The sequence below is a fragment of the Aeromonas allosaccharophila genome (genome assembly GCF_000819685.1).
Taxonomy (GTDB): Bacteria; Pseudomonadota; Gammaproteobacteria; order Enterobacterales; family Aeromonadaceae; genus Aeromonas; species Aeromonas allosaccharophila.
Map to the genome: position 1 here is coordinate 31,366 of NZ_CDBR01000060.1, position 22,967 is coordinate 54,332.

Below are 22,967 nucleotides of genomic sequence, written 5' to 3' on the forward strand. Positions count from 1 at the left end.
CCGCCCGGGAGCCCCGGCTACGACAGCAGGGCCTCCTGGAATTCACCGCGGGCCAGCAGTGCGGCCCCGAATACCCCGGCACTGTCGCCAAGGGCAGGAGCAATAATGGGGGTTGCGAAGCGGGGATTAAAGAGGAAGGGCAAAATTGTCTGCCGTCCGGCGCTGTAAAGGCTCTGCACATTGCCCACCCCGCCACCGATGACGATCACATCCGGGTCGAGAATGTTGACCACATTGGCCAGCGCCTGACCAAACAGCAGGTTCAACCGGTCGATGGTGAGCTTGGCCACATGATCGTAAGCGGTGGCAGCCGCGATTTGGGCCAGCGAAAGATGACGCTTGGCCTTGGCCTCGTACCAGGCCTCCAGCGCCGGGCCGCTGATCAGGGTCTCGACGCAGCCGCGCTTGCCGCAGTAGCACTCGGGACCATCGGGGGAGAGCACGTTGTGGCCCCACTCACCAGCGATGCCATGGTGGCCGTTGAGGATCTGGCCGTTGATGACGATGCCGGAGCCAACTCCAGTGCCCATGATGATGCCGAACACCACTTTCGCATCGGGATGGTGCTGGCGCACCGCCCCCAGATGGGTTTCTGCCAGCGCGAAGCAGTTGGCATCGTTGGCGATCAGCACCGGCACGCCCAGTTTGCGCTCCAGATCCTCCTTGAACGGCTTGCCGTTGAGCTCGGTGGTGTTGCAGTTCTTCATCAGGCCGGTCTGCGGATCCCGCGCCCCCGGCGTGCCCATACCGATGACGGTCGGGCGCTGGCCAATCTTCTCGGCACACTCAGCTACCAGTTTGGCGATCTGGCCGATCATGTGCTCATAACCGCCAGCCCGTTCGGTGGGGATGCGGTGGCGCAGCAGCACCTCGTCGCCATCCAGCACCACGCATTCACACTTGGTACCGCCAAGATCGATACCCCAATCCAGTGACTTGCTGTTCATCTTGCCTCCTGCACCGGCGCCGCGGCTCATTCGTGGCGACGCCTTTTAAATGTAAAACGGGGCCTTGCGGCCCCGGATATCAATCAGTTTCTCTTCGCTCGCCCCGGCCTTAGCGGCCGTGATACTGGGCGGAGAGCTCGTGCACCGCGTTGACGAACACGCCAGCGTGCTCCGGGTTAACATCCTGATGGATGCCGTGGCCCAGGTTGAATACGTGGCCATTGCCCTGACCGAAACCGGCCAGAATGGAGGCGACCTCTTCACGGATGCGAGCGGGAGTGGCGTAGAGCATGGAGGGATCCATGTTGCCCTGCAGCGCCACCTTGTCGCCGACCCGGCGCTTGGCGTCGGCGATGTCAGTGGTCCAGTCCAGACCCAGCGCATCGCAACCGGTGGCGGCGATTTGCTCCAGCCACTGACCGCCGTTCTTGGTGAACAGGGTGACCGGCACGCGGCGACCATCGTGCTCGCGGATCAAGCCATCGACGATCTTGTGCATGTACTGCAGGGAAAAATCGCGGTAGTCACGCGGGGTGAGCACGCCGCCCCAGGTATCGAACACCATGACAGCCTGCGCACCCGCCTTGATCTGGGCGTTGAGATAGCTAATCACGCTGTCGGCCAGCTTGTCGAGCAGCAGGTGCAGGGTTTGCGGCTCTGCGTACATCATCTGCTTGATCTTGGTGAACGCCTTGGAGCTGCCCCCCTCCACCATGTAGGTGGCCAGGGTCCATGGACTGCCGGAGAAGCCGATGAGCGGCACTTCGCCCTTGAGCTCACGGCGGATGGTGCGCACCGCGTTCATCACGTAGCCCAGCTCATCTTCCGGATCCGGGATCGGCAGCGCCTGCACATCGGCCATGGAGGTGATCGGACGCTCGAAACGCGGGCCTTCACCCTGCTCGAAGTAGAGCCCCAGCCCCATGGCATCGGGCACGGTGAGGATGTCGGAGAAGAGAATGGCGGCATCGAGCGGGTAGCGGCGCAGCGGCTGCAGGGTGACTTCACAGGCCAGCTCGGCATTGCGGCACAGGGACATGAAATCCCCCGCCTGGGCGCGAGTCGCCTTGTATTCCGGCAGATAACGGCCAGCCTGGCGCATCATCCATACCGGGGTCATATCCACGTCCTGACGCAGCAAAGCGCGCAGGTATCGATCGTTCTTCAGCTCTTTCATCCCAGTTCCTGAGTTCGTATCACGCATAAAATGGCGGCCATAATACCACTTTGCCCAGCCAAGCGGACTGCCCAAAACGTGGCAAATGGGCGCGCGGTTGCAAAGATGTGAAGGGGCGCAAACCTGACCGCCCCGCTTGTAACAAGAAGTGCAAAAAGATTGGCGAAAAGATAAGCGCCTCGTTATGCCTCGCCCGCCAGCGAACGCTCAATCAAGCGTCGAGCGATGGTGCCGTGGGGCGGCAAGCGCGGCAGCCGATCGGCGGCAAAGAAATCGGCTGCGACCAGTTCGTCGTCCTGTACCTTGATCTCTCCGCTCTCGTAGTCAGCGGTAAAGCCCATCATCAGGCTGTGGGGGAAGGGCCAGGGCTGGCTCGCCACATAGCGCACATTGCGCACCCGGATGCCGCTCTCCTCGAACACCTCCCGCGCCACGCACTGCTCGAGGTTCTCCCCCGCCTCCACAAAGCCGGCCAGCACGGTATACATGGGATCGTCCGCCTGATAGTGACGGCGATGGGCCGCCAAGAGGATCTCCGGCCCCTTGCGCACCGCCACGATAATGCAGGGGGAGATGCGCGGATAGGCCGTGTGACCATGGTGGCACACCTGCGCCCACTCCCCCGCCTTCGGGCTCATGGGGGCGCCGCACTCGCCGCAGAAACGGTGGGTGCGGCGAAAGGTGGTGAGCTGCCAGGCGCGGCCCGCGAGGCGAAAGCCCTCTTCATCCCCCGCCACCATCAGCTGGCGCAGAGGGGCCATCATAGTCGTGTCGGCCTCAGCCCCCAGATCCAGCAGATAGCAGGGCAATCCCTGCCACTCGTCGAAACGCTCGAAAGGGGCGTCAGCCAGCGCAGCAGGCAGGCACCCTTTACTGCCCTGTGGCACCTGACCCTGCTGATCGAGCAGTACCAGATGATCGCCCCCCAGCACGAACCAGCGGGCTTGTTCGGTTAATGACATCAGATGAACACTCTCGTTTAAACAAAACCCTGGCTACGGCGGGCCCGCCAAGGGGCAAAAGCCGTGCGAATGGCCCCATCTTACGACCAGCACAGGTCGCTGACGACCCCGCCGTGGCCGATTGTCCTATTCGTAAAAAACGGATGGCGCAAATAAAGAGGCCGCCCGAAGGCGGCCCGCTGTTATCCGGCATCCACTATCCGGCCTCTATCGACGCGGATCAGGCATCGCCCATCGCCAGCAGGGAGGCGTTGCCACCCACAGCAGTGGTGTTGATGGTGCGGGTCTTCTCGGTGACGAAGCGACTCAGATAGTGAGGACCACCCGCCTTGGGACCGGTGCCGGAGAGCCCCTGCCCGCCAAACGGCTGCACCCCGACCATGGCGCCGATCTGGTTGCGGTTGATGTAGACGTTGCCCACGTTGATGCGGCTCGCCAGCTCCTCCGCGTGGGATTCGTTGCGGCTGTGGATCCCCAGCGTCAGACCGTAGCCGGTGCCGTTGATGTTGCTGATCACCTGGTCCAGATCCCGGGTGGCGTAGCGCACCACGTGCAGGATGGGGCCGAACTGCTCCTTGGCCAACTCACGGATGGAGCCGATCTCCAGCGCGGTCGGCTGGACAAAGTGCCCTTCCATGGTCGCGGCTGGCATCGGCGCCTGGGCAATCAGGCGAGCACGCGGGATCATGTAGGCGAGGTGGGCATCGAGACCGGATTTGGCATCGGCATCGATCACCGGGCCGACGTCGGTGTTGTGCTCGGCCGGGTTACCCACTTTCAGCTCCTGCATGGCGCCGGTGAGGATCTCCAGCACCCGCTCGGCGATCTCTTCCTGCAGGTAGAGCACCCGCAGGGCCGAGCAGCGCTGACCGGCGCTCTGGAAGGCGGCGCTCACCACGTCGCGCACCACCTGCTCGGGCAGGGCGGTAGAGTCGACGATCATGGCATTCTGGCCGCCGGTCTCGGCGATGAGCGGCAGGATGGCGCCATCGCGCTTAGCCAGCGTCATGTTGATCAGCTTGGCGGTCTCGGTGGAGCCGGTGAAGCAGACGCCGCCGATGCGCGAGTCCGCCGTCAGCTTGGCGCCGACGGTGGCGCCGTCACCGGGCAGCAGTTGCAGCACATCGCCCGGAATACCGGCCTGATGGGCCAAAGTCACCGCCAGATGGGCGATAAGACCGGTCTGCTCCGCCGGCTTGGCGATGACGGTGTTGCCGGTGGCCAACGCTGCAGCAACTTGGCCCAGGAAGATCGCCAACGGGAAGTTCCACGGGCTGATGCAGACAAACACCCCGCGCCCCTGCAGGAACAGCTCGTTCTGCTCGCCGGTGTAGCCCGGTAACAGAGTCGCCTGCCCCATCAGGCTGCGCGCCTGCACCGCGTAGTAGCGGCAGAAATCGACCGCCTCGCGCACCTCGTCGATGCCATCTTGCAGCAGCTTGCCCGCCTCGCGGGTACAGAGGGAGACAAACTGCTCGCGGTTCGCTTCCAGCAGATCCGCCAGCTTCTCCAGCGCCGCGGCACGATCGCTCACCGGGGTTTCGCGCCAGCGCGGGAAGGCGGCGTGGGCGGATGCCAAGGCCTGCTCCACCGCCTGTTCGTCAGCCCAGTGGATCTTGCCGACAGTCAGGCTCACATCCTGCGGGCTCAGCACGGTGCGAGCCTCGCTGCGCTTGAGGGTCTCGCCATCGACGATGGGCCCTGCCAGCCACTGCTTGCTCTCCAGCTCTTTCAAGCGGGCGAAGAAGGGGCGCTGGATGGAGAGAATATTCATATTGACGCCGCTGGAGTTCTTGCGGTCGGTGAAGAGGTTCACCGGCTGCGGAATGCGGTCGTTGGCAAAGCCAGAGTAGCGCTTGAGGGTGCGCAGCGGGTGCTCGGCCAGTGAATCCACCGGAGTGTTGGGATCCACCAGCTTGTGGACGAAGGAGGTATTGGCCCCGTTCTCCAGCAGGCGGCGCACCAGATAGGGCAACAGATCCTTGTGGGCACCGACCGGTGCATAGATGCGGCAGTGCAGGCCGGGATTGTCGTTCAGCACGGCGTTGTGCAGCTCCTCCCCCATGCCATGCAGGCGCTGAAATTCAAACTGGCGATCACCCGCCATCTCCAGAATGCTGACCACGGTATTGGCATTGTGGGTGGCAAACTGGGGGGCGATAAAGCCGCGGGTCGGCTCGCTCAGCAGGTAGCGGGCGCAAGCGAGGTAGGAGATATCGGTGCCCGCCTTGCGGGTAAAGAGCGGGTAGCCGGGCAGGCCCGCCTGCTGGGCATATTTCAGCTCGCTGTCCCAGTAGGCCCCTTTCACCAGTCGCACCGGAATGAGATCACTCTGCTCGCGGGCCAGCGCGGTGAGCCAGCAGAGTACCGGCAACGCTCGCTTGGAGTAGGCCTGCACCACCATGCCGAGCTTGCCCCAGCCACGATTGGCGTCGGAGCGGTAGAGTTGCTCGAACAGATCCAGCGACAGCTCGAGTCTGTCCATCTCTTCGGCATCGATGCTGATGGCCACATCTTTGTCGCGAGCCAGCCGCACCAGCCCCACCAGCCGCTCGCACATCTCGCCAAGCACCCGCTCACGGTTGGCTACGTCATAGCGCGGATGGAGCGCCGAGAGCTTGATGGAGATGGAGGGGGCCGGGCCACCGTCGCTGATCCGCTCGTTGCCCACCGCCTCGATGGCATTGCGGTAATCGGTCAGATATTTGTCGGCATCCTGCAAGGTCAGCGCCGACTCACCCAGCATGTCGTAGGTGTGGGTGTAGCCCAGCTCGCGGGATTTGCGGCTCGCCTTGAGCGCCTCTTTCATGTCGCGCCCCAGCACGAACTGCTTGCCCATGATCTTCATGGCGGCGTACATGGCGGAGCGCACCACCGGCTCGCCCAGCTTGTTGACCATCCGTCCCAGCAGGTTGGCCGGGTTACCGTCGAGCTTTTTGTCGAGCTTGATGATCTTGCCGGTCAGCATCAGCCCCCAGGTGGAGGCGTTGACCAGAGTAGAGTCGCTCTTGCGGAAATGGGAGGACCAGTTGGCGCCGGAGAGCTTGTCCTTGATCAGGGCGTCGGCGGTCTCGGCATCGGGAATGCGCAGCAGCGCCTCGGCCAGACACATCAGGATGATCCCCTCCTGGGTATCCAGGCTGTACTCCTGCAAGAAGGCGTCGATACCGTCACCGGAGCCGCTCTCCTTGCGCACCTTGGTCACCAGGGTGCGGGCACGCTGGGTCACCTGCTCCAGCGAGGCGCCATCCCCCGGCAGCATGGCCGACAGTTCGGCCAGATAGGCATTTTCATCCACCACGTAGTTCTGGGTGATGGCTTCGCGCAGGGCGGCCAGATCGGAGGGGATATAGTCAGCAGCAAGCACTTGAGTAGCTTTGAACATAGGGGTCTTCCTGTACGCCCGAGGGCTGATATCGACAAAGGCGGACGCGCCGCCGAAATGCCGATAATGTATACAATGTTGCCCCCTATATGAAATGAATTTGTTGCCACTCTTTAACAAAGATCGTTAATTTTGCGCCACCATCCCTCTGCGAGCTGCCTTGCTGAGTATGAGGAGGGTCATCTGGCATCATTTTGTATACAATCCTGCCGCCATGCATTCCGCTTCCCACCCCACCGCCAGCGGCAACCGGTGCGGTCGCAAATCGGGATAAAAAAGAAGGGCCGCCACGGCGACCCTTCGATTCGTTCAGACAACTATTGTCAGTTCATCCAGCGATCGCCGCGGCTGCGACGACGGGGCAGCATCGGCAGCAGGATGCCGAGCAGGATCCCCGCCCCCACCATGGCGCCACCACGAATAAACCAGTCCATCTGCATGTCGTGTTCCTGGTTGTCGTAGCTCTGGGTCAGGGCATCATTCTGCTCTTTGAGATTGCTCATCTCCTCGCCCTGGCTGGCCAGCTGGGCCTTGAGGGCGGCGATCTCCTTGCTCTGGGCCGCGATCTGGCCATCCTTCTCGGTGAAGCGTTGCTCGTTGTCACCGTTGAGGTTCTGCAGCCGGGCTTTGAGCTCGTCACGCTCCTTTTCCACCTGGGGCAGGCGCTCGCGCAGGCTGATCTCGCCCTGCAGCTCGCTGTTCTTGATCCACCCCTCGCGGCCACGACCGTCCACCACCTGGGTGAAACCGGCCTCGCTGTTTACCGCCTTTACCTCCAGCGGTTCACCAGCCTTGACGCTACCAAGGATCCGGTACTGGGTGCCCGGGCCATTGTGGATAAAGGTAAAGATGTTGTCGGAGACATAACGGGTATCGGCCAGTGCCTGATTGGCACACAAGCAGATCAAAATCCCGAGAAGGGCGCGCATGGTCGATCGGTTCTCTTTTTCAGGTTTGGACAAGAGGTTGAATGTTAAGCCGCCTGCAGGTTAAAGGACAAGCAAAGAAAAAGCACCTCCCCCCGGATAAAGAGCGCAGAGTTGCGAGTCACCTCGCAACTTGCCCGCCCGCGGCCTCACTTGTTCTTCAGCTCCCGCACCTCGTTGCGCAGGGCGCGAACCTCCCTCAGCAACTCCTCCTGCTGATTGTTGTAGTGATGGCGCCACTTGTCGGTTTCGCCATCCCCTTTATGAGGTTGCAAAAACAGACTGGCCATAAAACCGCTCAGGGCACTGAACAGACCGACACCGAACAGGATCAGCAAGCTGGCGACGAAACGCCCCTCCTCGGTTTGCGGCACTATGTCGCCATAGCCGATGGTGGACAGGGTCACTAGAGTCCACCAGAAGGCATCATAGGCATTGTGGATCTGACTGCCGGGCTTATCTCCCTCTATCCAGTAGATGAGGGCGGTCCCCACCCCGATCTGCAGAAAGAAGAGCAGCAGGATGCCTGCCAGCCGGGTCTCATTTCGTTCCTTGTTTACGATCGCCAACAGGCTGGGATTGCTGCGCAGCAACTGGATCACCCGATAAAGCTGGATCAGCCGGGCCCAGCGCAACTGTTCCACCATGGGTAGACTGCCCGGCAAATAGAACCAGTTCGCCTTGAAAAAAGCGCGCTTGTCACTGGCACAGAACCAGCCATAGAAGAAGTGGGAGAGGGAGAGGAAGATGTAGCAGATCAGACTGTCCAGGTCATAAAACAGGGCGAGTGTCTCGGTCGAAAAGTGACCATCCCCCAACCAACGGAATCCCACCAGGGTCACCGAGACGATTGAGAGCAAAGCCATAAGCAGATCCATGGATCTCAGGCCAGAAGAGTGATTTCGCATACATTTTCCAACTTTAAGCACAATACAAATTAATAAAAGAGAAGATAATGCCGATAGTCCTGAGGACAAAGGAAAAGCCGCAATTAAAAGGAGAGCAACAATGCAGTTGAACCTGCTGGAGAAACGGATGAGCAACATCCGCCTGGTACCCAAAGTGGTGCTGCTGATGGTGTTCAGTACCCTCCTGCTACTGACCAAACTCTGGTTTGACGCCAACAATCTGGAAGCGACCCTTCTCAGCGAAGGACTCGACCCCGCCAAGGCGGATGCCATCTCCAATCGCCTGCTCTGGACCGGTCTGATGGAGACCGCCATCATGGGACTGCTGTTCGTGATCCTGCTGCTCACCGGCTCCCGCCTGATGGTCAAACAGGTTCACTATCTGGTCGGCCTGCTGGAACGTTTCGCCAAACGGGATCTCAGCCACAAGGTGCTGCTCAAGTCCCGCGACGAATTCGGTGATATCGCCAAGGCGGTCTCTCACTCCCAGGATAACCTCAAAGAGGTGTTCGGCAACCAGCGTGCCGCCTGCAAGGAGCTCAACGACATCGCCTCACAGGTGACCCTCTGCATGGAGGAGGCCAACGAAGCGATCAGCGAAGAGTTTGCCCAGATCGAACAACTGGCCAGCGCCATGAGCCAGATGGTCGGCGCCATTCGCGAAGTGGCCGCCCATGCTGATCAGGCCTCCCACGCCACCGCAGAAACCAGCCTGCTGGCGGAAGAGGGAAGCCGCTGCGTCACCGACACCGTCAGCACCATCGACACCCTCTCCGGTAACATCCAGCAATCTGCCACCGTGGTCAATCAGGTGGAGCAAGGGGTCGAGCGCATTGGATCTGTGGTCGACACCATTCGCGGCATCTCGGAACAGACCAACCTGCTGGCACTGAACGCCGCCATCGAAGCGGCTCGCGCCGGTGAAGCGGGTCGCGGCTTTGCCGTGGTCGCCTCCGAAGTGCGCGAGCTGGCCAACCGGGCCCAGGCTGCCACCGTCGAGATCCAGAAGATGATCGAGCAGTTGCAGGGCAATGCCGCTCAGGCCGCCGAACTGATGGCCCAGAGCGTGCGTCAGGCTGACAAGGGGGTGGAGCAGGTGACCCAGGCTGGTACCCAGCTCGCTACCATAGTGCAGCGAGTACAGGGCGTGGCCGACATGAACCGCCACATCGCCGCCGCCTCCGAGCAGCAGAGCTCGGTCGCCGAAGAGATGCGCGGCAATCTGGAACAGGTCAAGCAGATCGCCGAAGGCTCCGTCGTGGTGCTACGCGAACTGCAAGAGGCCTCCGAGCTGGTCGAGCAGCACAGCAAGGATCTCGACAGCCAGATCCACTCCTTCAAGCTCGCCTGACTGTTTTCGCGTCCCAATCCGGTTAGACTGGAAGGCCCCTTGTGGGGCCTTTCTCATTTCCAGCGCACGGCAAGGAGCCAACATGCAGCAGAACGCAACGCACCCACCACTCGAGATCAGTGACGACAAGGGGCGGCTCGACGTGCCGCTGATCCACCGTTTCCTCTCCGAAGAGGCCTACTGGTGTCGCGGCATTCCGCACAGTACGGTGGTGCGGGCCATCAACCACTCTCTCTGCGTTGGCGGCTATGTCGGCGGTCAGCAGGTCGCCTTCGCCCGGGTCATCACAGACAAGGCCACCTTCGGCTATCTGGCGGATGTCTTCGTGCTGCCAGAGTATCGCGGCCACGGCTACAGCAAGGCGCTGGTGGCGGCCATTGTCGACCATCCCGAGTTGCAGGGGTTACGCCGCCTCGCCCTCGCCACCTCCGATGCCCACGGCCTCTACGCCGGTTTTGGCTTTGCGCCGCCCGCCAACCCGGGCAGCCTGATGGAGATCTACCACCCCACCATCTACCAGCGCACCTGAATAACTGACCGCCGATAATTCCCGCCGGATCATGCTTCTCGCCCCTGCGCTGTGACGCGGGGGCCTGACAATGCTAGATTGGCAGCCACCATTTTGAACCGGCAGTTTCGTTAACCCCGTGTCGTTAACCAGCTGTCGTGAACCACAAGGACGGCAACCGTGGCCCAGCACTCTCCCTCTTTCTCCGCTCTCTCTCCCTTGCTGCAAGAACAGGCCGAACGTCAGTGGCAGCGACTGACCGAGCTGGCCCCCGATTATGGCAACCTGCCCGAGCCGGTGCGCCAGATCCTGCGGACCCTGCTTGGTCTCTCCGATTTTGTCGCAGACTCCCTCTTCAAGCAGCCGGAGTTGCTGACCGAGCTGCTCGCCTCCGGGGATCTGGAGCGGGCCGAACGCTGGCCCGCCTACCAGAGTGACCTCAGCACCCTGCTCGCCGAGGTGAGTGATGAAGAGGCGATCAAGCGCATCCTGCGCCAGTTCCGCCGCAGCCGCATGCTGGTGATCGCCTGGCGCGAGCTGCTGGGCTACGCCGAAGTGGAAGAGAGCTTTATCCACCTCACCAAGCTGGCGGATGCGCTGATCTGCACCGCCCGCGACTGGCTCTACGCTAAACAGTGCAGCGAGCTGGGCACCCCGATGGACGGCAACGGCAACCCGCAGCCGCTGCTGATCCTTGGTATGGGCAAGCTCGGCGGTGGCGAGCTGAACTTCTCCTCGGACATCGACCTTATCTTCACCTTCCCTGAAAATGGCTACACGGTCGGCGGGCGGCGCGAGCTCGCCAACCAGCAGTTCTTTATCAAGCTGGGCCAGCGCATCATCAACGCCCTCCACCAGCCCACCCAGGATGGTCAGGTGTTCCGGGTCGATATGCGCTTACGCCCCTTTGGCGATGCGGGGCCGCTCGCCATCTCCTTCGCCGCCATGGAGGATTACTACCAGCATCACGGTCGCAACTGGGAGCGCTACGCCATGGTCAAGGCGCGGGTACTGGGGCCCCAGTGCGAACACGCAGTGGAGCTGGCCGAGATGCTGCGCCCCTTCGTGTTTCGCCGCTATATCGACTTCGGCGTTATCGACGGTCTGCGCCAGATGAAGGCGATGATCGCCGCCGAGGTGCGCCGCAAGGGGCTGGAGGGCAACATCAAGCTGGGGGCTGGCGGCATCCGTGAAGTGGAGTTTATCGCCCAGGCGCTGCAGCTTATTCGCGGCGGTCGTGAACCGGCACTGCGGGTGCGTCACCTGCCCCAGGCGCTGGCCGCCATCGCCCAATGTGGCGCCCTCGAATCTGCCCATTGCGATCGCTTGCTGGAGGCCTATCGCTTCTTGCGCCGGGTCGAGAACATCTTGCAGGAGATCGGCGATCAGCAGACCCAGACCCTGCCCACCGAAGAGCGGGATCGCCAGCGTCTGATCGCTGCTCTGGGTTTTGCCGACTGGGGCGCCTTTATGGCTCATCTGGATGAGGAGATGGCCGCCGTCCATCAGGAATTCGCCGCCGTGGTGGGGGAAGAGAAGGAGGCTCCCGCCCATCTGGAGCAGCTCTGGCTCGATCTGTGGCGCACCGAGCTCGATGCCGCCGAGCTGGAAAAACTGCTGACCGCGCAGGGGGTGGCCGAGCCCGCACCACTCTGCGCCGCGCTGCTGCGTTTCAAGGAGGAGTACAAGCGCCGTCAGGTGGGCCCGCAGGGACGCATCGCGCTGGACTGGCTGATGCCGGAGCTACTGCGGCTGGTGGTCGCCAGCGAGCAACCCGCCCGCCTGTTCGAGCGGGTGTGTGAGCTGCTGACTCGCATCTTCACCCGCAGCGCTTATCTGCAGCTGCTGGCGGAAAACCCGGGCGCCCTGCGCCAGCTGGTGCGGCTGTGCGACGCCAGCCATCTGGTGAGCGAGCAGCTGGCCCGCTACCCGATTTTGCTGGACGAGCTGCTCGATCCTCAGCACCTCTATCACCCCACCCCGCTCGATCAGTACAAGCCCCAGCTGCGCCAGTTCCTGCTGCGCATCCCCGAAGAGGACGTGGAGCAGCAGATGGAGGCGCTGCGACAGTTCAAGCAGGTGCAGCTGCTGCGCATCGTGGCGGCCGACATCGCCGGCGCCCTGCCGCTGATGAAGGTGAGCGACCACCTCACCTGGCTGGCGGAGGCGATCACCGAAGAGGTGGTTAATCAGGCCTGGGCCCAGATGAGCGAGCGCTACGGAGTGCCGCCCGAGGTGGCAACCAGCGGCCAGCGCGGCTTTGCGGTGGTGGCCTACGGCAAGCTGGGTGGCATTGAGCTCGGCTACGGCTCGGATCTCGATCTGGTGTTTCTGCATGGCGGCGACCCCAACAGCTACACAGATGGCCGCAAGCCCATCGACAGCCGCCAGTTCTATCTGCGTCTGGCGCAGCGGATCCTGCACCTGTTCAGCACCCGTACCCCCTCCGGGATCCTCTACGAGATCGATATGCGGCTGCGCCCCTCCGGCGACTCCGGCCTGCTGGTCTCGTCGCTTTCGGCCTACGAGCAGTATCAGCAAAACGAGGCGTGGACTTGGGAGCATCAGGCGCTGGTGCGGGCCCGCCCCATCTATGGCGATGATGCCATCGTTGCCGAGTTTGCCCGTATCCGCCGCGATGTGCTGGCCAAGGAGCGGGAGCTGCCGACCTTGGCCCGCGAGGTGCGCGAGATGCGCCACAAGATGCGGGATCACCTGCTGAAAGCGGGGGCTGGCGAGTTCGACCTCAAGCAGTCCCCCGGCGGCATGGTGGATATCGAGTTTATCGCCCAGTATCTGGTGCTGGCCCACGCCTGTGGCGAACCCGATGCCCTCACCCGCTGGTCCGATAACGTGCGCATCTTCGATGAGTGCGTGATGGCGGGGGTGCTGACGCTGGAGCAGGCGGAGGGGCTAAAGCAGGCCTATCTGGAGATCCGCAACCTCGGCCATCGTCTCAACCTTTCGGAGATATCCCGCAAGGTGAGCGACGATCAGCTGCAGAGTGAGCGCAACCATGTGCTCGCAGTCTGGCAAACCCTGCTGGGAGAGTGAGATAAACCACTGCTGGTTCAACGAGAAAGGGGCGCTTGGGCGCCCATTTCTAATATAAATATCAGCTACAAGCTCATATTTTCTTCATATGAAACTCAATAGCGGTGAGCTGGATCCTGTTTCAGGCATACCGACCTTGGAATCGTATGGCACTTTGCCGAATATACGCAGAGATAAGCCGTGTCTATGACTTCACCTGATTTTGGCCAGATATGACGGGTGAATATCAACTAAACAATTCCAGTCCCAGCGCAGAGAGGAAACAATAGATTTTTCAGAGCAGCTACAGAGTCTAGCCAAAAAGATTGCTCAACAGTCATCGATGATCACCACTGAAGAAGCAACCAAAAACGCATTTGTCATGCCATTTCTCAATCGTGTGCTTGGTTATGATGTGTTTGATCCTACGGAGGTGATTCCGGAATTCACCGCAGATACAGGCATCAAAAAAGGGGAAAAGGTTGACTACGCCATTCTCAAAGATGGACAAGTGCAAATTCTGGTTGAGTGCAAAAAGTACAGTGAAAAACTCTCGGCCAAGCACTCTGGTCAACTCTTTCGCTATTTTTCAGTTACCAATGCTCGAATCGGCATTCTGACCAATGGGGCACAATATGAGTTCTACACAGATCTTGATGCGCCAAACAAAATGGACGAAAAACCATTTTTGACGCTCGATCTGGAAGACATTGATGAACACATAGTGCCTGAGGTATTGAAACTAACCAAAACCTCTTTCGATGTTGATTCTGTGGTCGATGCAGCTGGTGAACTGAAGTACCTCAGCCAGATCAAAAAGTTGCTAGCCGAACAATTTGCCTCACCGGAAGAAGACTTTGTTAAGTTCTTTGCATCCAGAATCTATGACGGTGTACTGACTGCAAAGGTCAAACAGTCCTTTACCGACATCACCAAGAAGGCACTCAGCCAATTCCTGAATGACAGCATCAATGCCAGATTGAAGTCTGCGATTGGTGGCAGTGTCAGCTCCTCAACGATCCAACCGGCATTTGATAGTAATCCATCAAGTGACAACAATAATACCGAAGGCAGTAGCGAGGAAAAATCAAAGGTCGATACAACGATTGAAGAAATGGAAGGCTTTAATGTCGTCAAGGCAATTCTGAGACAGCGATTTGATGTAACAAGAATCGCGGCACGAGATACCCAAAGCTATTTTGGTATTCTCCTCGACGATAATAATCGCAAGCCGTTATGCCGGTTGCATTTCAATGCAAAGCAGAAATATATCGGTTTATTTGATGCTGACAAGAAAGAGACCCGACATCCTATCTCCTCGATAGATGAGATTTTCACCTTTGCAGATCAGCTACTGACAGCCAATTCAGTCTACGAGTAAGGCTGGTTAAAGGGGGGCGAAATCACTCCGCCCCCATTTCCTTCTGTAAGCGGCAAACTAACCGAGACCTGTGTCAACGCACCCCATCCGGTTGCGAGACAAACTGCAACTTCCTGCCATCGGGCAACAGCGCCAACACGCTTTGAGCGGCCAGTTTTATCCCTGCCCGCTCGGTGGCCGGACCGAAGTTCGCTATCAGCCGAGTGCCATCGGCAAACTCGCTCTGCTGCACCACACCTCTTTTATCGAGCCAGCGAAAACCGATGAGGGGCTGGTTGTAGAGCCGCTCATGCAGCGGACGGAAGAAAGCATCGAGCCCCTTGAGGTAGGGAATGCGCTTACCGGCACTATCCAGACTGAGATTGAGCAGCGGCGGCACGTTGTAGAGCTGCTGCAACAGTTCGGTCACCTGGCGGCTCTCCTTGAACTTGAGGCTGTCCATCGTCCAGTGGTGGGTGGTCACTATGCTGTCGTGAAAGACGCTCTGGAACAGCGGTAGCCGCAGCGCCGGATCGAAGTAGAGCCCCTGATACCCGGGTTTGAGGTGGCTCTGGCGAAAGAAGTAATCGGGCTGAAACTCGGGATGCCAGGCCCCCAGATAGTAGGGGGAGCGCTTGTTGCGGCGCATATCGGGATCCTGCCAGCCAAAACCGCTGGTCTGGGGGCCGTGGGCAAAGGCCGCGGTGCGGTTGGCTACCGCGCCGCCCTCCTCGGAGCCCACCAGCACCCCCTGACTCTTGGCAATCCACGCCATCCCCGCCATCCGGGTCTGCGCATCCTGCGCCTGAGTGGTCGGCTTGGCCGGGTCGAAGTCGTCAAACACCATGCCGGTCGCCGCCACATCGAGGAACCAGCTGTTGTAGTGGCTCGCCTGCTGCAACCAGGGTACGCGTTGCTCCATCACCGGGCGCACGCAGGCCTGATTGGTGTAGACACCGCTGCTTTGAAAGCCGCTCTTGCGCCGCCCGTTCTCCTGCATGATGCCGCAGCGCAGGTAGCTATCCTGCCCCATCTGGGCGGTGAGCCAGCTCTGCTGGCGATTTCCCTCCGGCAGCGCGGTATCGCAGGAGTCGTAAGGTGCGATGAGATAGCCCGCCTGTTTGGCAAGCGCTATCCCCTCTGGCGCAGCAAAACCGGCGGTCCACTGGGGCAACCCCAGCCAGAGTTTGGGGAGTCCAGCCTGCTTGAGAGCGGCGATCATCTTGGCCGAGCTGCCATCACCCCAGCTCTGTGGCTCGTTGAGCGCCGCCCCCAGTTGCGTGGCAGCCAGCGTGCGCCGGGCAGCGAAATCAGCCGGTTGCTGACCCGGATGGCGCAGCGCAAGCGCCTGCTCAACTCCGGTCAGCACCAGATTTTGCAGATAGCGGTTGCGCTCGAGATCCGCAGCTTGCAGCGCGGCCTGCTCCCCTCCCTTGAGCCAGTCGGCAGGGATCAGACGGCGCAACGCGGGCCAACTCTTCACATCCTGGGGCACCAGCAGTCGCTCGCCCCATAGATAGAGGTGAGAGGCGCCGATCAGCCGCTTGCCATCCGGCACTGCCGCCAGCTTGCTCTCGAGCGAGGCCAGCTCGCCCCGCGCTTGCAGCCAGTTGCGATAGGCCTTGCCCGCCGCCAGCCAGTCGTTGCCCGGTTGCAGCGACACCGCCACCTCATAGGGGGCGGCCAGATTGAGGCGATTGATATTATGGGTCGCAGTGAGTGCTATGCCGTCCGATTTGGGCGTAAAGGAGAGGCGGTTGTTGAAGGGGTTGGCAAAGAGGATCGCCAGCTGTTGATCGCCGTGATCCAGCCCGACCAGCGGCAGGGTGAGATCCTCGGTGGTGTTGATCCCCTGATACTCCTGCGCCAGCGCCTTGCGCCACGCGGGATGAGTCGCCGGGATGCGAAAACCCTCGTGGATCGGCAGCATCAGCGCCTGTGCCCCTGCCGGCACCCGCGGCCATACCAGCTCGCCGGAGGTCGCGCGGTTCAGGGTGAGGATCAGCCGGTTGCCCTCGAGGCGAGCCGAGGCTCGCACCTCGCCATCGGCACGGGTGCGCCAGCTGGCACGCTCCCCCTCCTGCTGCAAGGCAGTGACCGGCTGACGCGGGCCGGGGGCAGAGATGGCAAGGTGCCTGCCCGATGGCAACACAGCCTCGGCCGCCAGGGTGGCGGGATCCAGCTCGATGCGCCACTGATCGTTGGCCAGAGTCAGCGCCTCGGCAGGCAGGGAGAACAGCGGCAGCAACAGCAACAGCGAGCGGCTCCGGCTCGTTGGCACGGGAAGAAGAGTCATGGTCTGTGATTCCTGATAACACACGGGAATCGCATTTCAGCAGATCGGCGGGCTGCGATTGTCAGGCCAATGTCAGGATTGCGTGCATCTGACCATCACGACATCCATTAGTCCACTGGCCCCGCCTGACTGTGACTCAGCTGCAACACCAGCTGGCCACGCTGGCTGGTCTGCACCAGCGAAAGGGTGCGCCAGCTGTCGGGCGTGGCGGCAGGCCAACCCACCTTGCCATCGAGAGGCAGGCGGTTCCACCAGAGCAGTGAGTATTGTGGGCGAGCCAGCACCGTCTGCTCAAGCCAGAGCGGAGTGCACGAAGCGGGATTGGCGGGGGGATTGGCCACCGCCTGCGGCGAGCGGGATAGCCAGCCCAGATCCTGCACCGCAGGCAGCGGCAGCGCTACCTGCCACTCCTTGCCCGCCACCGCCAGCCGCAGCTGATAGAGTCCGGCTGGCAAAGGCATCGGTAGATCGGCCCCCACGACCCTGACTCCGGAGTTCTCCTCCGCCTCCCACTGGGCGCCAGCCAGTCGGTCACTACCAGCGGGATCGATAAGTTCAGCGGCGGTAATGGGCCCCTCCCCGGTCAGCTGTACCCGATAGTCCCGCAGCAGCGGCGCATCGCGCTGGATCAGCTCAAGGCGCAGCTCGCTCATGCCATCAGGCAGAGTGAGCGGGAAATCCTTGCCGCAATGCTGGGCACTCAGCGCAGCCAGCATTCCCTGCCAGCTGCGGCGCTCGGCATCGCTGTTAAGCGCAGGCCATGCCTGCTGCAAAGCTTGCCAGGCGTGCCGGTTATCCCCCTGCAACAGCGCCAAAGTAGCCGGTTGCAGCGGGTCGGCGCGCTCGGTTTCCAGGAGGAGTTCGGTTGCCATCACACTGCCTGCATTCAGAAGGCCGACGCCTAGAGCCAACAGCAGCGTAGCCAGCGTAGAGTGCTTCACGCTGGCACCTCCAGCCGGTAGCCGATGCCGCGCACCGTCTCGATGGCCAGTCCGGGCAGCTTCTGGCGCAGTTGCAGAATATGGGTATCGACGGTGCGGGTGGAGGGGAACGCCTGATAGCCCCACACCCGGTTGAGGATCTCCTCCCGGCTCAGCACCCGCCCCGCCATCCGTACCAGCAGGGTGAGCAGGGCAAACTCGGTAGGGGTAAAGCTCACCTCCGCATCCTGCCAGCTCGCCTGCATCCGGGCAGGATGAAGCTGCAAGCCGCCCACCGCCTGAGTGCCATCCCCCAACTGGCGCAGCTGAGCCCGGATCCGTGCCAGCAGCTCGTCGTGGGAGAAGGGCTTGGTCAGGTAGTCGCGCGCCCCCGCATCGAGCCCGGCCACCCGATCGCTTACCTCCACCCTGGCGGTGAGCACGATCACCGGCAGCGCCTTGCGGGCCAGCCATAGAGGCAGCCAGTCGAGGGCATCCCCCTCCGGCATGGTGCGATCCAGCAGCACCAGATCCGCCGCCAGCCACTGCTGCTCCGCCGCAGTCAGGGTGTCGCACCAGAGGCAGCGATACCCTTCGCGGGTCAGATAGCGTTGCAGGTTCTCCGCCAGCAACGCCTCGTCTTCGACAAGCAGGATAGTCTTCATGATTCGGTGTCGCTCCAGAGTTGGCAGGGCAGCGTCAGGGTAAAGGTAGTGGGCGGGCCGGATAAGGCGAGGTGCCCGCCAAGGCGGCGCAACAGATGGCGCACGATGGCAAGCCCCAGCCCCAAACCATCGGCACGGGCACCACGGCGCAGCAGGGTGGCGAGCCGATAACCCGGCAGCTCGCCGCCATCGCTGACCGCGAGGATCAAGCGCCCCGCCTGCCAGCTGGCACAGATCCGAACCGGCGCGCGGCCATGCTGGCTGGCGTTGCGCAGCAGGTTGTCGAGGGCGAGATCGAGCCAATAGAAGGGGATCGCCAGAGTCATCTCCCGCTCAAGGCAGAAGGTAGCGCCATGCCGCTCGCAGGCCAGGGTGAGCCACTCGGCCAGACTGACCGCCACCCGCTCATCTTCGAGGGTCTCTGCCGCCAGATAGTGGCGGCTCGCCTGTGCCAGCTGATGCAGACGGGCGACACTGCCCAGCAGCTGCCCCACGCTCTGCTGGGCGGAAGGGGGCAGCCGGTCGAAATCGTGGCGCAGCTCCTCGCTGATGCCGGAGAGCGCCATGATGGGAGTGCGCAGCTCGTGGGTCAGCATCTGCAACGCGACGCGCCGCTCCCGCAGCAGGCGCCAGCGCTGCCAGCTGGCCCACCCCAGCAGCAAGATGAAACCAAGGGAGCTGGCCAGCGCCAGCCACTGCCAGTCAAGCGTGGGGCGCTCGTTGATGCAGATCACCCCAACCCGCTCCTGGCAGGAGCCATCGACCCGGCTATCCAGCGTTACACCAAGCCGATCGGCCAGCGGTTGCCACTGCCCGGCGCTATAGCGGCGCCACTGCCCATCGCCAAGCAGCCAGAGTTGGCCGGATTGCAGCAGCCAGCGCTCGCCCCGCAGCAGGGCGTCGAGGTTGTCATCATCAAGCTCGCCAAGCTGCCCCAACCGATCGCGCCGCTCCCGCACATGGAGCAGAGCGTTGAGCCCGGCCGCCGGATGACCAGCCTGCCAGCGAGCTGCGCTGGAGCCGCCCAGCGGATAGACGGGGTGAGCGGCAAACCAACTGGCCGAGGGCATTGGCCCATCTTTGCAAAGCGCCCGCAGCAGCGGCAGCCACTCGGCGGGCAAGTCATTCTCTGTCCCGCACTCCTGCTGGTAGCGATAGATAGCCTGCAACTGGCGCAGCGGATAGCGCTGCCAGGCGGGATAGAGGGTGTCGGGAGCGATCAGGCGACGATCGAGCCGCTGCACCTCGTCAAGGGGCAACGCCTGTTCGGGAACCTGCCTGGCCAGCTCGCCAGCCAGACGATCCGCCAGCGGCCCGGCCAGCACGGGAGAAACCATGCCGTAGCAGATCAGGGAGCATAGCAGCAGGATCAGGCGCATGGGTTCAACTCGAGATGACTCCGGATGAAGGCGCAGCAGATCACTGCGCCATAAAAAATGTCAGCGCCATTTTTCAATGGCGCTGACATCCGGTCAACCGCTAACGGCATTGGCGCGGCTCCCGCCAGCCCATATGAACCGTCACCTATTTGAACAGTCCCTTGAGCAACTGGTCGGCCGCCCCTTTGACGGCCTCGTTGTCGGCCTTGTCACCCAGCAACTTCTTGAGGCCGCGCTCGGCCTCCTTGCGGGCCTTATCCTCCAACAACTTGTTGTTGCTGAGCAGCGCCTTCACGTCGAGCTGGTAGCTGGGAGCTTGCCAGTGGCCACCGATCCGCACCGGAATGGTGATCTCTTTGAGCTCATCCACATCCTTGCCTCCCTGCCCCTTGCTGCTCTCGACGATGGAGGTGAGGAACAGGAAGTCGAGGCTCTCCGGCACCAGCGCCGTCTGCCCCTCCCCCTTGACTCGCAAGGCCGGGGCAAAGAGCTGGATATCTTTGCTGCGGGCGATGCCATCGGCAATCTGGAAGCTGGCGGTCAGAGCGCTGAAGTCGGTCTTGCGCGCCTCCTTCACCTGCTCGGCCCCCTTGCCGGTGAGGGTAGCCCGCGCCTCGCGGATCATCTCCGGCAGGTTGATGCCGTGCAGGGCGCCATCGCTCAGCTTCAATGTGACTTTGCCCTGCATCCCGTTGCGCAGAGCCAGCGCGGAGAGACCACGGCCCTGCACCTGCACATCCAGATCGCCCTTGCCCTCCAGCAGATCACTCTGGGCCAGAGTCTGCAGCAAGGGACGAATGTTCACTCCGGCCACCTGCTTGTGCACCTTGTAGGTGGCGGGTTGCTGGCGCGCGTCGAGTACCCCGTTCGCTTTAACCTGACCGCCAGCCACGGTCGCGCTGAACTGCTTGAGCGTGAGCAGCCCCTTGGCCAGAACCACCTGAAGATCGACAGCGCCGAGATCCAGCCCTTTCAGGCGCAAGCTGCCGAGTTGCAGCCGACCATCCAGATCCACCCCTTTGAGCGCGCCCAGATCCGGTTCAACCGCGGAGAGGGCTTCGCTCTTGCCGCTTACTGCTTTATTGCCACTTGCCGCGGCATTGGAGGCACCGGTCGCCGGTTTGCTCTCTTTCGCCTGTGCGGTCGTGGTCGGTGTCGCTTTGGCGAGCCAGCTGTCGAGATCCAGCTTCTCACCCTTGAGATCGAAAGTGATTGCTGGAACAGCTCCAAGCTGCACGGTTCCATCACCACTCAGCAGCGCCTCATCAGCACTCATCACCAGCTTGCTCAGGGTAATCAACTTCTTGTCGAGCTCGGCGCGAGCAAAACCGGCCAGTTTCAGCTTCATCTGCGGGCGCGGCAGCGCATCACCTTCCAGCGCTGCGGTCAGAAGCACATCGGAGAGTTCGGCAAGCTTCATCTCCTTGTCGAGCCGTCCCTTGAGCGTTCCTTCCAGCGAACCAGCCAGTAAAGCTTGCTGCCCCTCTACCTTGGCTCCTTTCAGCGCCAACGTGAGGTTGCTCCACTCACCCAGAGCAAGTCGATCTCCCTTGATGGAGAAACTGTCGAGTCGCAGGGCCGGGTCACTCAGGCTGCCGCTGAGGCTCAGATCTTTCAGTTCACTGGCCATGGTCTCCTGCGCCAGCTTGATCTGGGTCTGCCCTTTAACATCGAACGCGAGCTTGTCGGCACTCCCCTTGGCCGCCAGCGTCACGGGCACCCACTGACCGGTAACCAGCAGCCCCATATCAAGAGCGAGGCGATCCAGTCGCAGCGAGGTGCCGCTGCGATCATCCTGTACCAGCGCACTGGCCTGAGAGAGCGCGACTCCCTGCAAGCTGATCTGCCAGGGCTTGCTATCAGCGGTTGGCGCAGGGGTTGCGGGGACGACCGGTTCGCTTGCATCAGCAGTGACATCTTTGATCAGTCCGCTCAGATTGGAGCTGCCATCCGCTTTGGTCTGGATAAAGAGATGGGCACCGCTCAGGGTCACCTTGCCGATCTCCAGTCGATGGGAGAGCAGCGGCAACAGGGCCACTGAGGCCTCCCCCTGATCGAAACGAACCAGATCCGGCTCGGCAAAACCGGCCGGATTGCGCAGGGCGACCTTTTCCAACGAGAGGCCGATACTCGGCCAGAAACGCCAGTCAATCTCCCCCGCCATCACCAGTTCGCGGCCCATGCTCTTGCGCGCCTGTTCAGCCAGTTGGGGCTTGAATTGATTGGGGTCGATGAGGCTTATCAGCGTCACTATGGCCAGCAAGGCCGCCACGGCGATGCCCAACAAGATGTAGATGATCTTCTTCACGATGAACTCCTTGAATAGGGATCCTGACCGTGACTATATCACCCGGGGCAATGCAGAGGGGGCATGGCGGCAAAAAGGGCGAGAGCACCGGACAGGGATAGTCGCGAACTCTGGCATCCGCGCTCAACAGAGGCCCGAAGGCCCTCAAGTTCAGGGATGAGCAGACTGCTGCAATAGCGTCACGGCAGAGCGGGTCGAGGTGAAAGCGAAACGGGAAAAGCAGAGCGAATCGAGCTTCATCCACTGACAATCAGCCACGTCATCCGCGGGCTTGATAACCGGTTTCTCTGCCAGTGTAATGGCGAAGAATGTGTCACAGGTGTGATAGGTGATGCCATCGTAGGGGTAAATATTGGGGAATGAGCCAAGATAGGTGCAAGGATGAGCGCTGACATCGAGTCCCAGCTCCTCCTGCAACTCGCGCACCAGCGCCCCCTCCAGCGACTCGCCGGGATCGACAAATCCCCCCGGCAGATCCAGTAACCCCTTGCCCGGATTGCGGGCACGCACAGCAACCAGCACCTCATCCTGCCAGCAGATCGCCACCATCACAGCCGCCGCGACATTCTGGAAAAAATGAAAACCGCAGTCACAAAGACACTCTTTCTGACTGACGATCAGCAGGGTTTTGCCACCGCATTTTGGACAAAACATGGGCTATCTCCGACGAAATGACGAAATAAAGCGTCATTTTACGCCGTTAACACCGATTTTTATGAGTAAAACAGAAGGGAAGATAAATAGTTCAGGGAAAGGAGGGGTAAAACAGGTCAATTATCAGCCAACCTTCTGAATTACAGGCAATAAAAAACCCCGCTCATCGAGCGGGGTTTCTTGGATTG

Annotated in this window: 16 protein-coding genes; 4 read left to right on the forward strand and 12 right to left on the reverse strand. The window is 61.5% G+C overall.

Features of this window, described 5'->3' with window-relative positions; genetic code table 11:
- Positions 1–17: 17 nt before the first annotated feature.
- The 6 genes from BN1115_RS11470 to BN1115_RS11495 form a co-directional block, all read right to left on the reverse strand.
- Positions 18–947, reverse strand: coding sequence for an ROK family protein (locus tag BN1115_RS11470; RefSeq protein ID WP_042657261.1), 930 nt, complete (start codon positions 945–947; stop codon positions 18–20).
- 109 nt (positions 948–1,056) lie between these two features.
- Positions 1,057–2,124, reverse strand: a complete 1,068-nt coding sequence (gene hemE / locus BN1115_RS11475; RefSeq protein WP_042657262.1) for a uroporphyrinogen decarboxylase — start codon at positions 2,122–2,124, stop codon at positions 1,057–1,059.
- Between the two features lie 182 nt (positions 2,125–2,306).
- The gene (gene nudC / locus BN1115_RS11480) at positions 2,307–3,086 is read right to left on the reverse strand and encodes an NAD(+) diphosphatase (RefSeq protein WP_042657263.1); all 780 of its coding nucleotides are present in this window, start codon (positions 3,084–3,086) and stop codon (positions 2,307–2,309) included.
- A gap of 220 nt (positions 3,087–3,306) precedes the next feature.
- Positions 3,307–6,471: a bifunctional proline dehydrogenase/L-glutamate gamma-semialdehyde dehydrogenase PutA gene (gene putA, locus BN1115_RS11485; protein WP_042657264.1), complete on the reverse strand. Its 3,165-nt coding sequence runs from the start codon at positions 6,469–6,471 to the stop codon at positions 3,307–3,309.
- A gap of 323 nt (positions 6,472–6,794) precedes the next feature.
- Entirely contained in the window at positions 6,795–7,400 is a 606-nt protein-coding gene (locus BN1115_RS11490) for a TIGR04211 family SH3 domain-containing protein (RefSeq protein ID WP_042657265.1), read from the reverse strand.
- A 146-nt stretch (positions 7,401–7,546) separates the two neighbouring features.
- Complete coding sequence (locus BN1115_RS11495; protein ID WP_042657266.1) at positions 7,547–8,305, reverse strand: potassium channel family protein; 759 nt, start codon at positions 8,303–8,305, stop codon at positions 7,547–7,549.
- Positions 8,306–8,405: 100 nt separating this feature from the next.
- Here BN1115_RS11495 and BN1115_RS11500 point away from each other — a divergent pair, with 100 nt between their 5' ends.
- From BN1115_RS11500 to BN1115_RS11515, 4 genes are all read left to right on the forward strand, one after another.
- On the forward strand, positions 8,406–9,656 hold the full coding sequence (locus tag BN1115_RS11500; protein WP_042657267.1) for a methyl-accepting chemotaxis protein: 1,251 nt from the start codon (positions 8,406–8,408) through the stop codon (positions 9,654–9,656).
- A gap of 82 nt (positions 9,657–9,738) precedes the next feature.
- Complete coding sequence (locus tag BN1115_RS11505; protein WP_042657268.1) at positions 9,739–10,185, forward strand: GNAT family N-acetyltransferase; 447 nt, start codon at positions 9,739–9,741, stop codon at positions 10,183–10,185.
- A 159-nt stretch (positions 10,186–10,344) separates the two neighbouring features.
- Positions 10,345–13,218 (forward strand): bifunctional [glutamate--ammonia ligase]-adenylyl-L-tyrosine phosphorylase/[glutamate--ammonia-ligase] adenylyltransferase, encoded by a 2,874-nt coding sequence (gene glnE / locus BN1115_RS11510; protein WP_042657269.1) that lies wholly within the window; start codon positions 10,345–10,347, stop codon positions 13,216–13,218.
- A gap of 265 nt (positions 13,219–13,483) precedes the next feature.
- Positions 13,484–14,578, forward strand: coding sequence for a type I restriction endonuclease (locus BN1115_RS11515; RefSeq protein ID WP_042657270.1), 1,095 nt, complete (start codon positions 13,484–13,486; stop codon positions 14,576–14,578).
- A 73-nt stretch (positions 14,579–14,651) separates the two neighbouring features.
- Here BN1115_RS11515 and BN1115_RS11520 read toward each other — a convergent pair whose 3' ends face one another.
- The 6 genes from BN1115_RS11520 to BN1115_RS11545 all read right to left on the reverse strand — a co-directional run bounded on the left by BN1115_RS11520 (position 14,652) and on the right by BN1115_RS11545 (position 22,779).
- Positions 14,652–16,853, reverse strand: coding sequence for a glycoside hydrolase (locus tag BN1115_RS11520; RefSeq protein WP_042657271.1), 2,202 nt, complete (start codon positions 16,851–16,853; stop codon positions 14,652–14,654).
- Between the two features lie 107 nt (positions 16,854–16,960).
- A complete protein-coding gene (locus BN1115_RS11525; RefSeq protein ID WP_244152263.1) occupies positions 16,961–17,725 on the reverse strand; it encodes a DUF2861 family protein in 765 nt (254 codons plus the stop codon).
- A gap of 65 nt (positions 17,726–17,790) precedes the next feature.
- Positions 17,791–18,438 (reverse strand): response regulator transcription factor, encoded by a 648-nt coding sequence (locus BN1115_RS11530; protein ID WP_040067997.1) that lies wholly within the window; start codon positions 18,436–18,438, stop codon positions 17,791–17,793.
- Entirely contained in the window at positions 18,435–19,817 is a 1,383-nt protein-coding gene (locus tag BN1115_RS11535; protein WP_042657273.1) for an ATP-binding protein, read from the reverse strand. The genes BN1115_RS11530 and BN1115_RS11535 overlap by 4 nt, the downstream gene beginning before the upstream one ends.
- 145 nt (positions 19,818–19,962) lie before the next feature.
- The gene (locus BN1115_RS11540) at positions 19,963–22,125 is read right to left on the reverse strand and encodes an AsmA family protein (RefSeq protein WP_042657274.1); all 2,163 of its coding nucleotides are present in this window, start codon (positions 22,123–22,125) and stop codon (positions 19,963–19,965) included.
- 150 nt (positions 22,126–22,275) lie between these two features.
- Positions 22,276–22,779 (reverse strand): NUDIX hydrolase, encoded by a 504-nt coding sequence (locus tag BN1115_RS11545; protein WP_042657275.1) that lies wholly within the window; start codon positions 22,777–22,779, stop codon positions 22,276–22,278.
- Between the last annotated feature and the right edge of the window lie 188 nt (positions 22,780–22,967).

Coding starts and splice junctions, on each gene's coding strand:
- hemE (WP_042657262.1), bottom strand. CDS start 2,124: ATGAAAGAGCTGAAGAACGATCGATACCTGCGCGCTTTGCTGCGTCAG.
- BN1115_RS11495 (WP_042657266.1), bottom strand. CDS start 8,305: ATGCGAAATCACTCTTCTGGCCTGAGATCCATGGATCTGCTTATGGCT.
- BN1115_RS11530 (WP_040067997.1), bottom strand. CDS start 18,438: ATGAAGACTATCCTGCTTGTCGAAGACGAGGCGTTGCTGGCGGAGAAC.
- BN1115_RS11525 (WP_244152263.1), bottom strand. CDS start 17,725: ATGGCAACCGAACTCCTCCTGGAAACCGAGCGCGCCGACCCGCTGCAA.
- BN1115_RS11470 (WP_042657261.1), bottom strand. CDS start 947: ATGAACAGCAAGTCACTGGATTGGGGTATCGATCTTGGCGGTACCAAG.
- BN1115_RS11500 (WP_042657267.1), top strand. CDS start 8,406: ATGCAGTTGAACCTGCTGGAGAAACGGATGAGCAACATCCGCCTGGTA.
- BN1115_RS11505 (WP_042657268.1), top strand. CDS start 9,739: ATGCAGCAGAACGCAACGCACCCACCACTCGAGATCAGTGACGACAAG.
- nudC (WP_042657263.1), bottom strand. CDS start 3,086: ATGTCATTAACCGAACAAGCCCGCTGGTTCGTGCTGGGGGGCGATCAT.
- BN1115_RS11490 (WP_042657265.1), bottom strand. CDS start 7,400: ATGCGCGCCCTTCTCGGGATTTTGATCTGCTTGTGTGCCAATCAGGCA.
- BN1115_RS11520 (WP_042657271.1), bottom strand. CDS start 16,853: ATGACTCTTCTTCCCGTGCCAACGAGCCGGAGCCGCTCGCTGTTGCTG.
- BN1115_RS11535 (WP_042657273.1), bottom strand. CDS start 19,817: ATGCGCCTGATCCTGCTGCTATGCTCCCTGATCTGCTACGGCATGGTT.
- BN1115_RS11545 (WP_042657275.1), bottom strand. CDS start 22,779: ATGTTTTGTCCAAAATGCGGTGGCAAAACCCTGCTGATCGTCAGTCAG.
- putA (WP_042657264.1), bottom strand. CDS start 6,471: ATGTTCAAAGCTACTCAAGTGCTTGCTGCTGACTATATCCCCTCCGAT.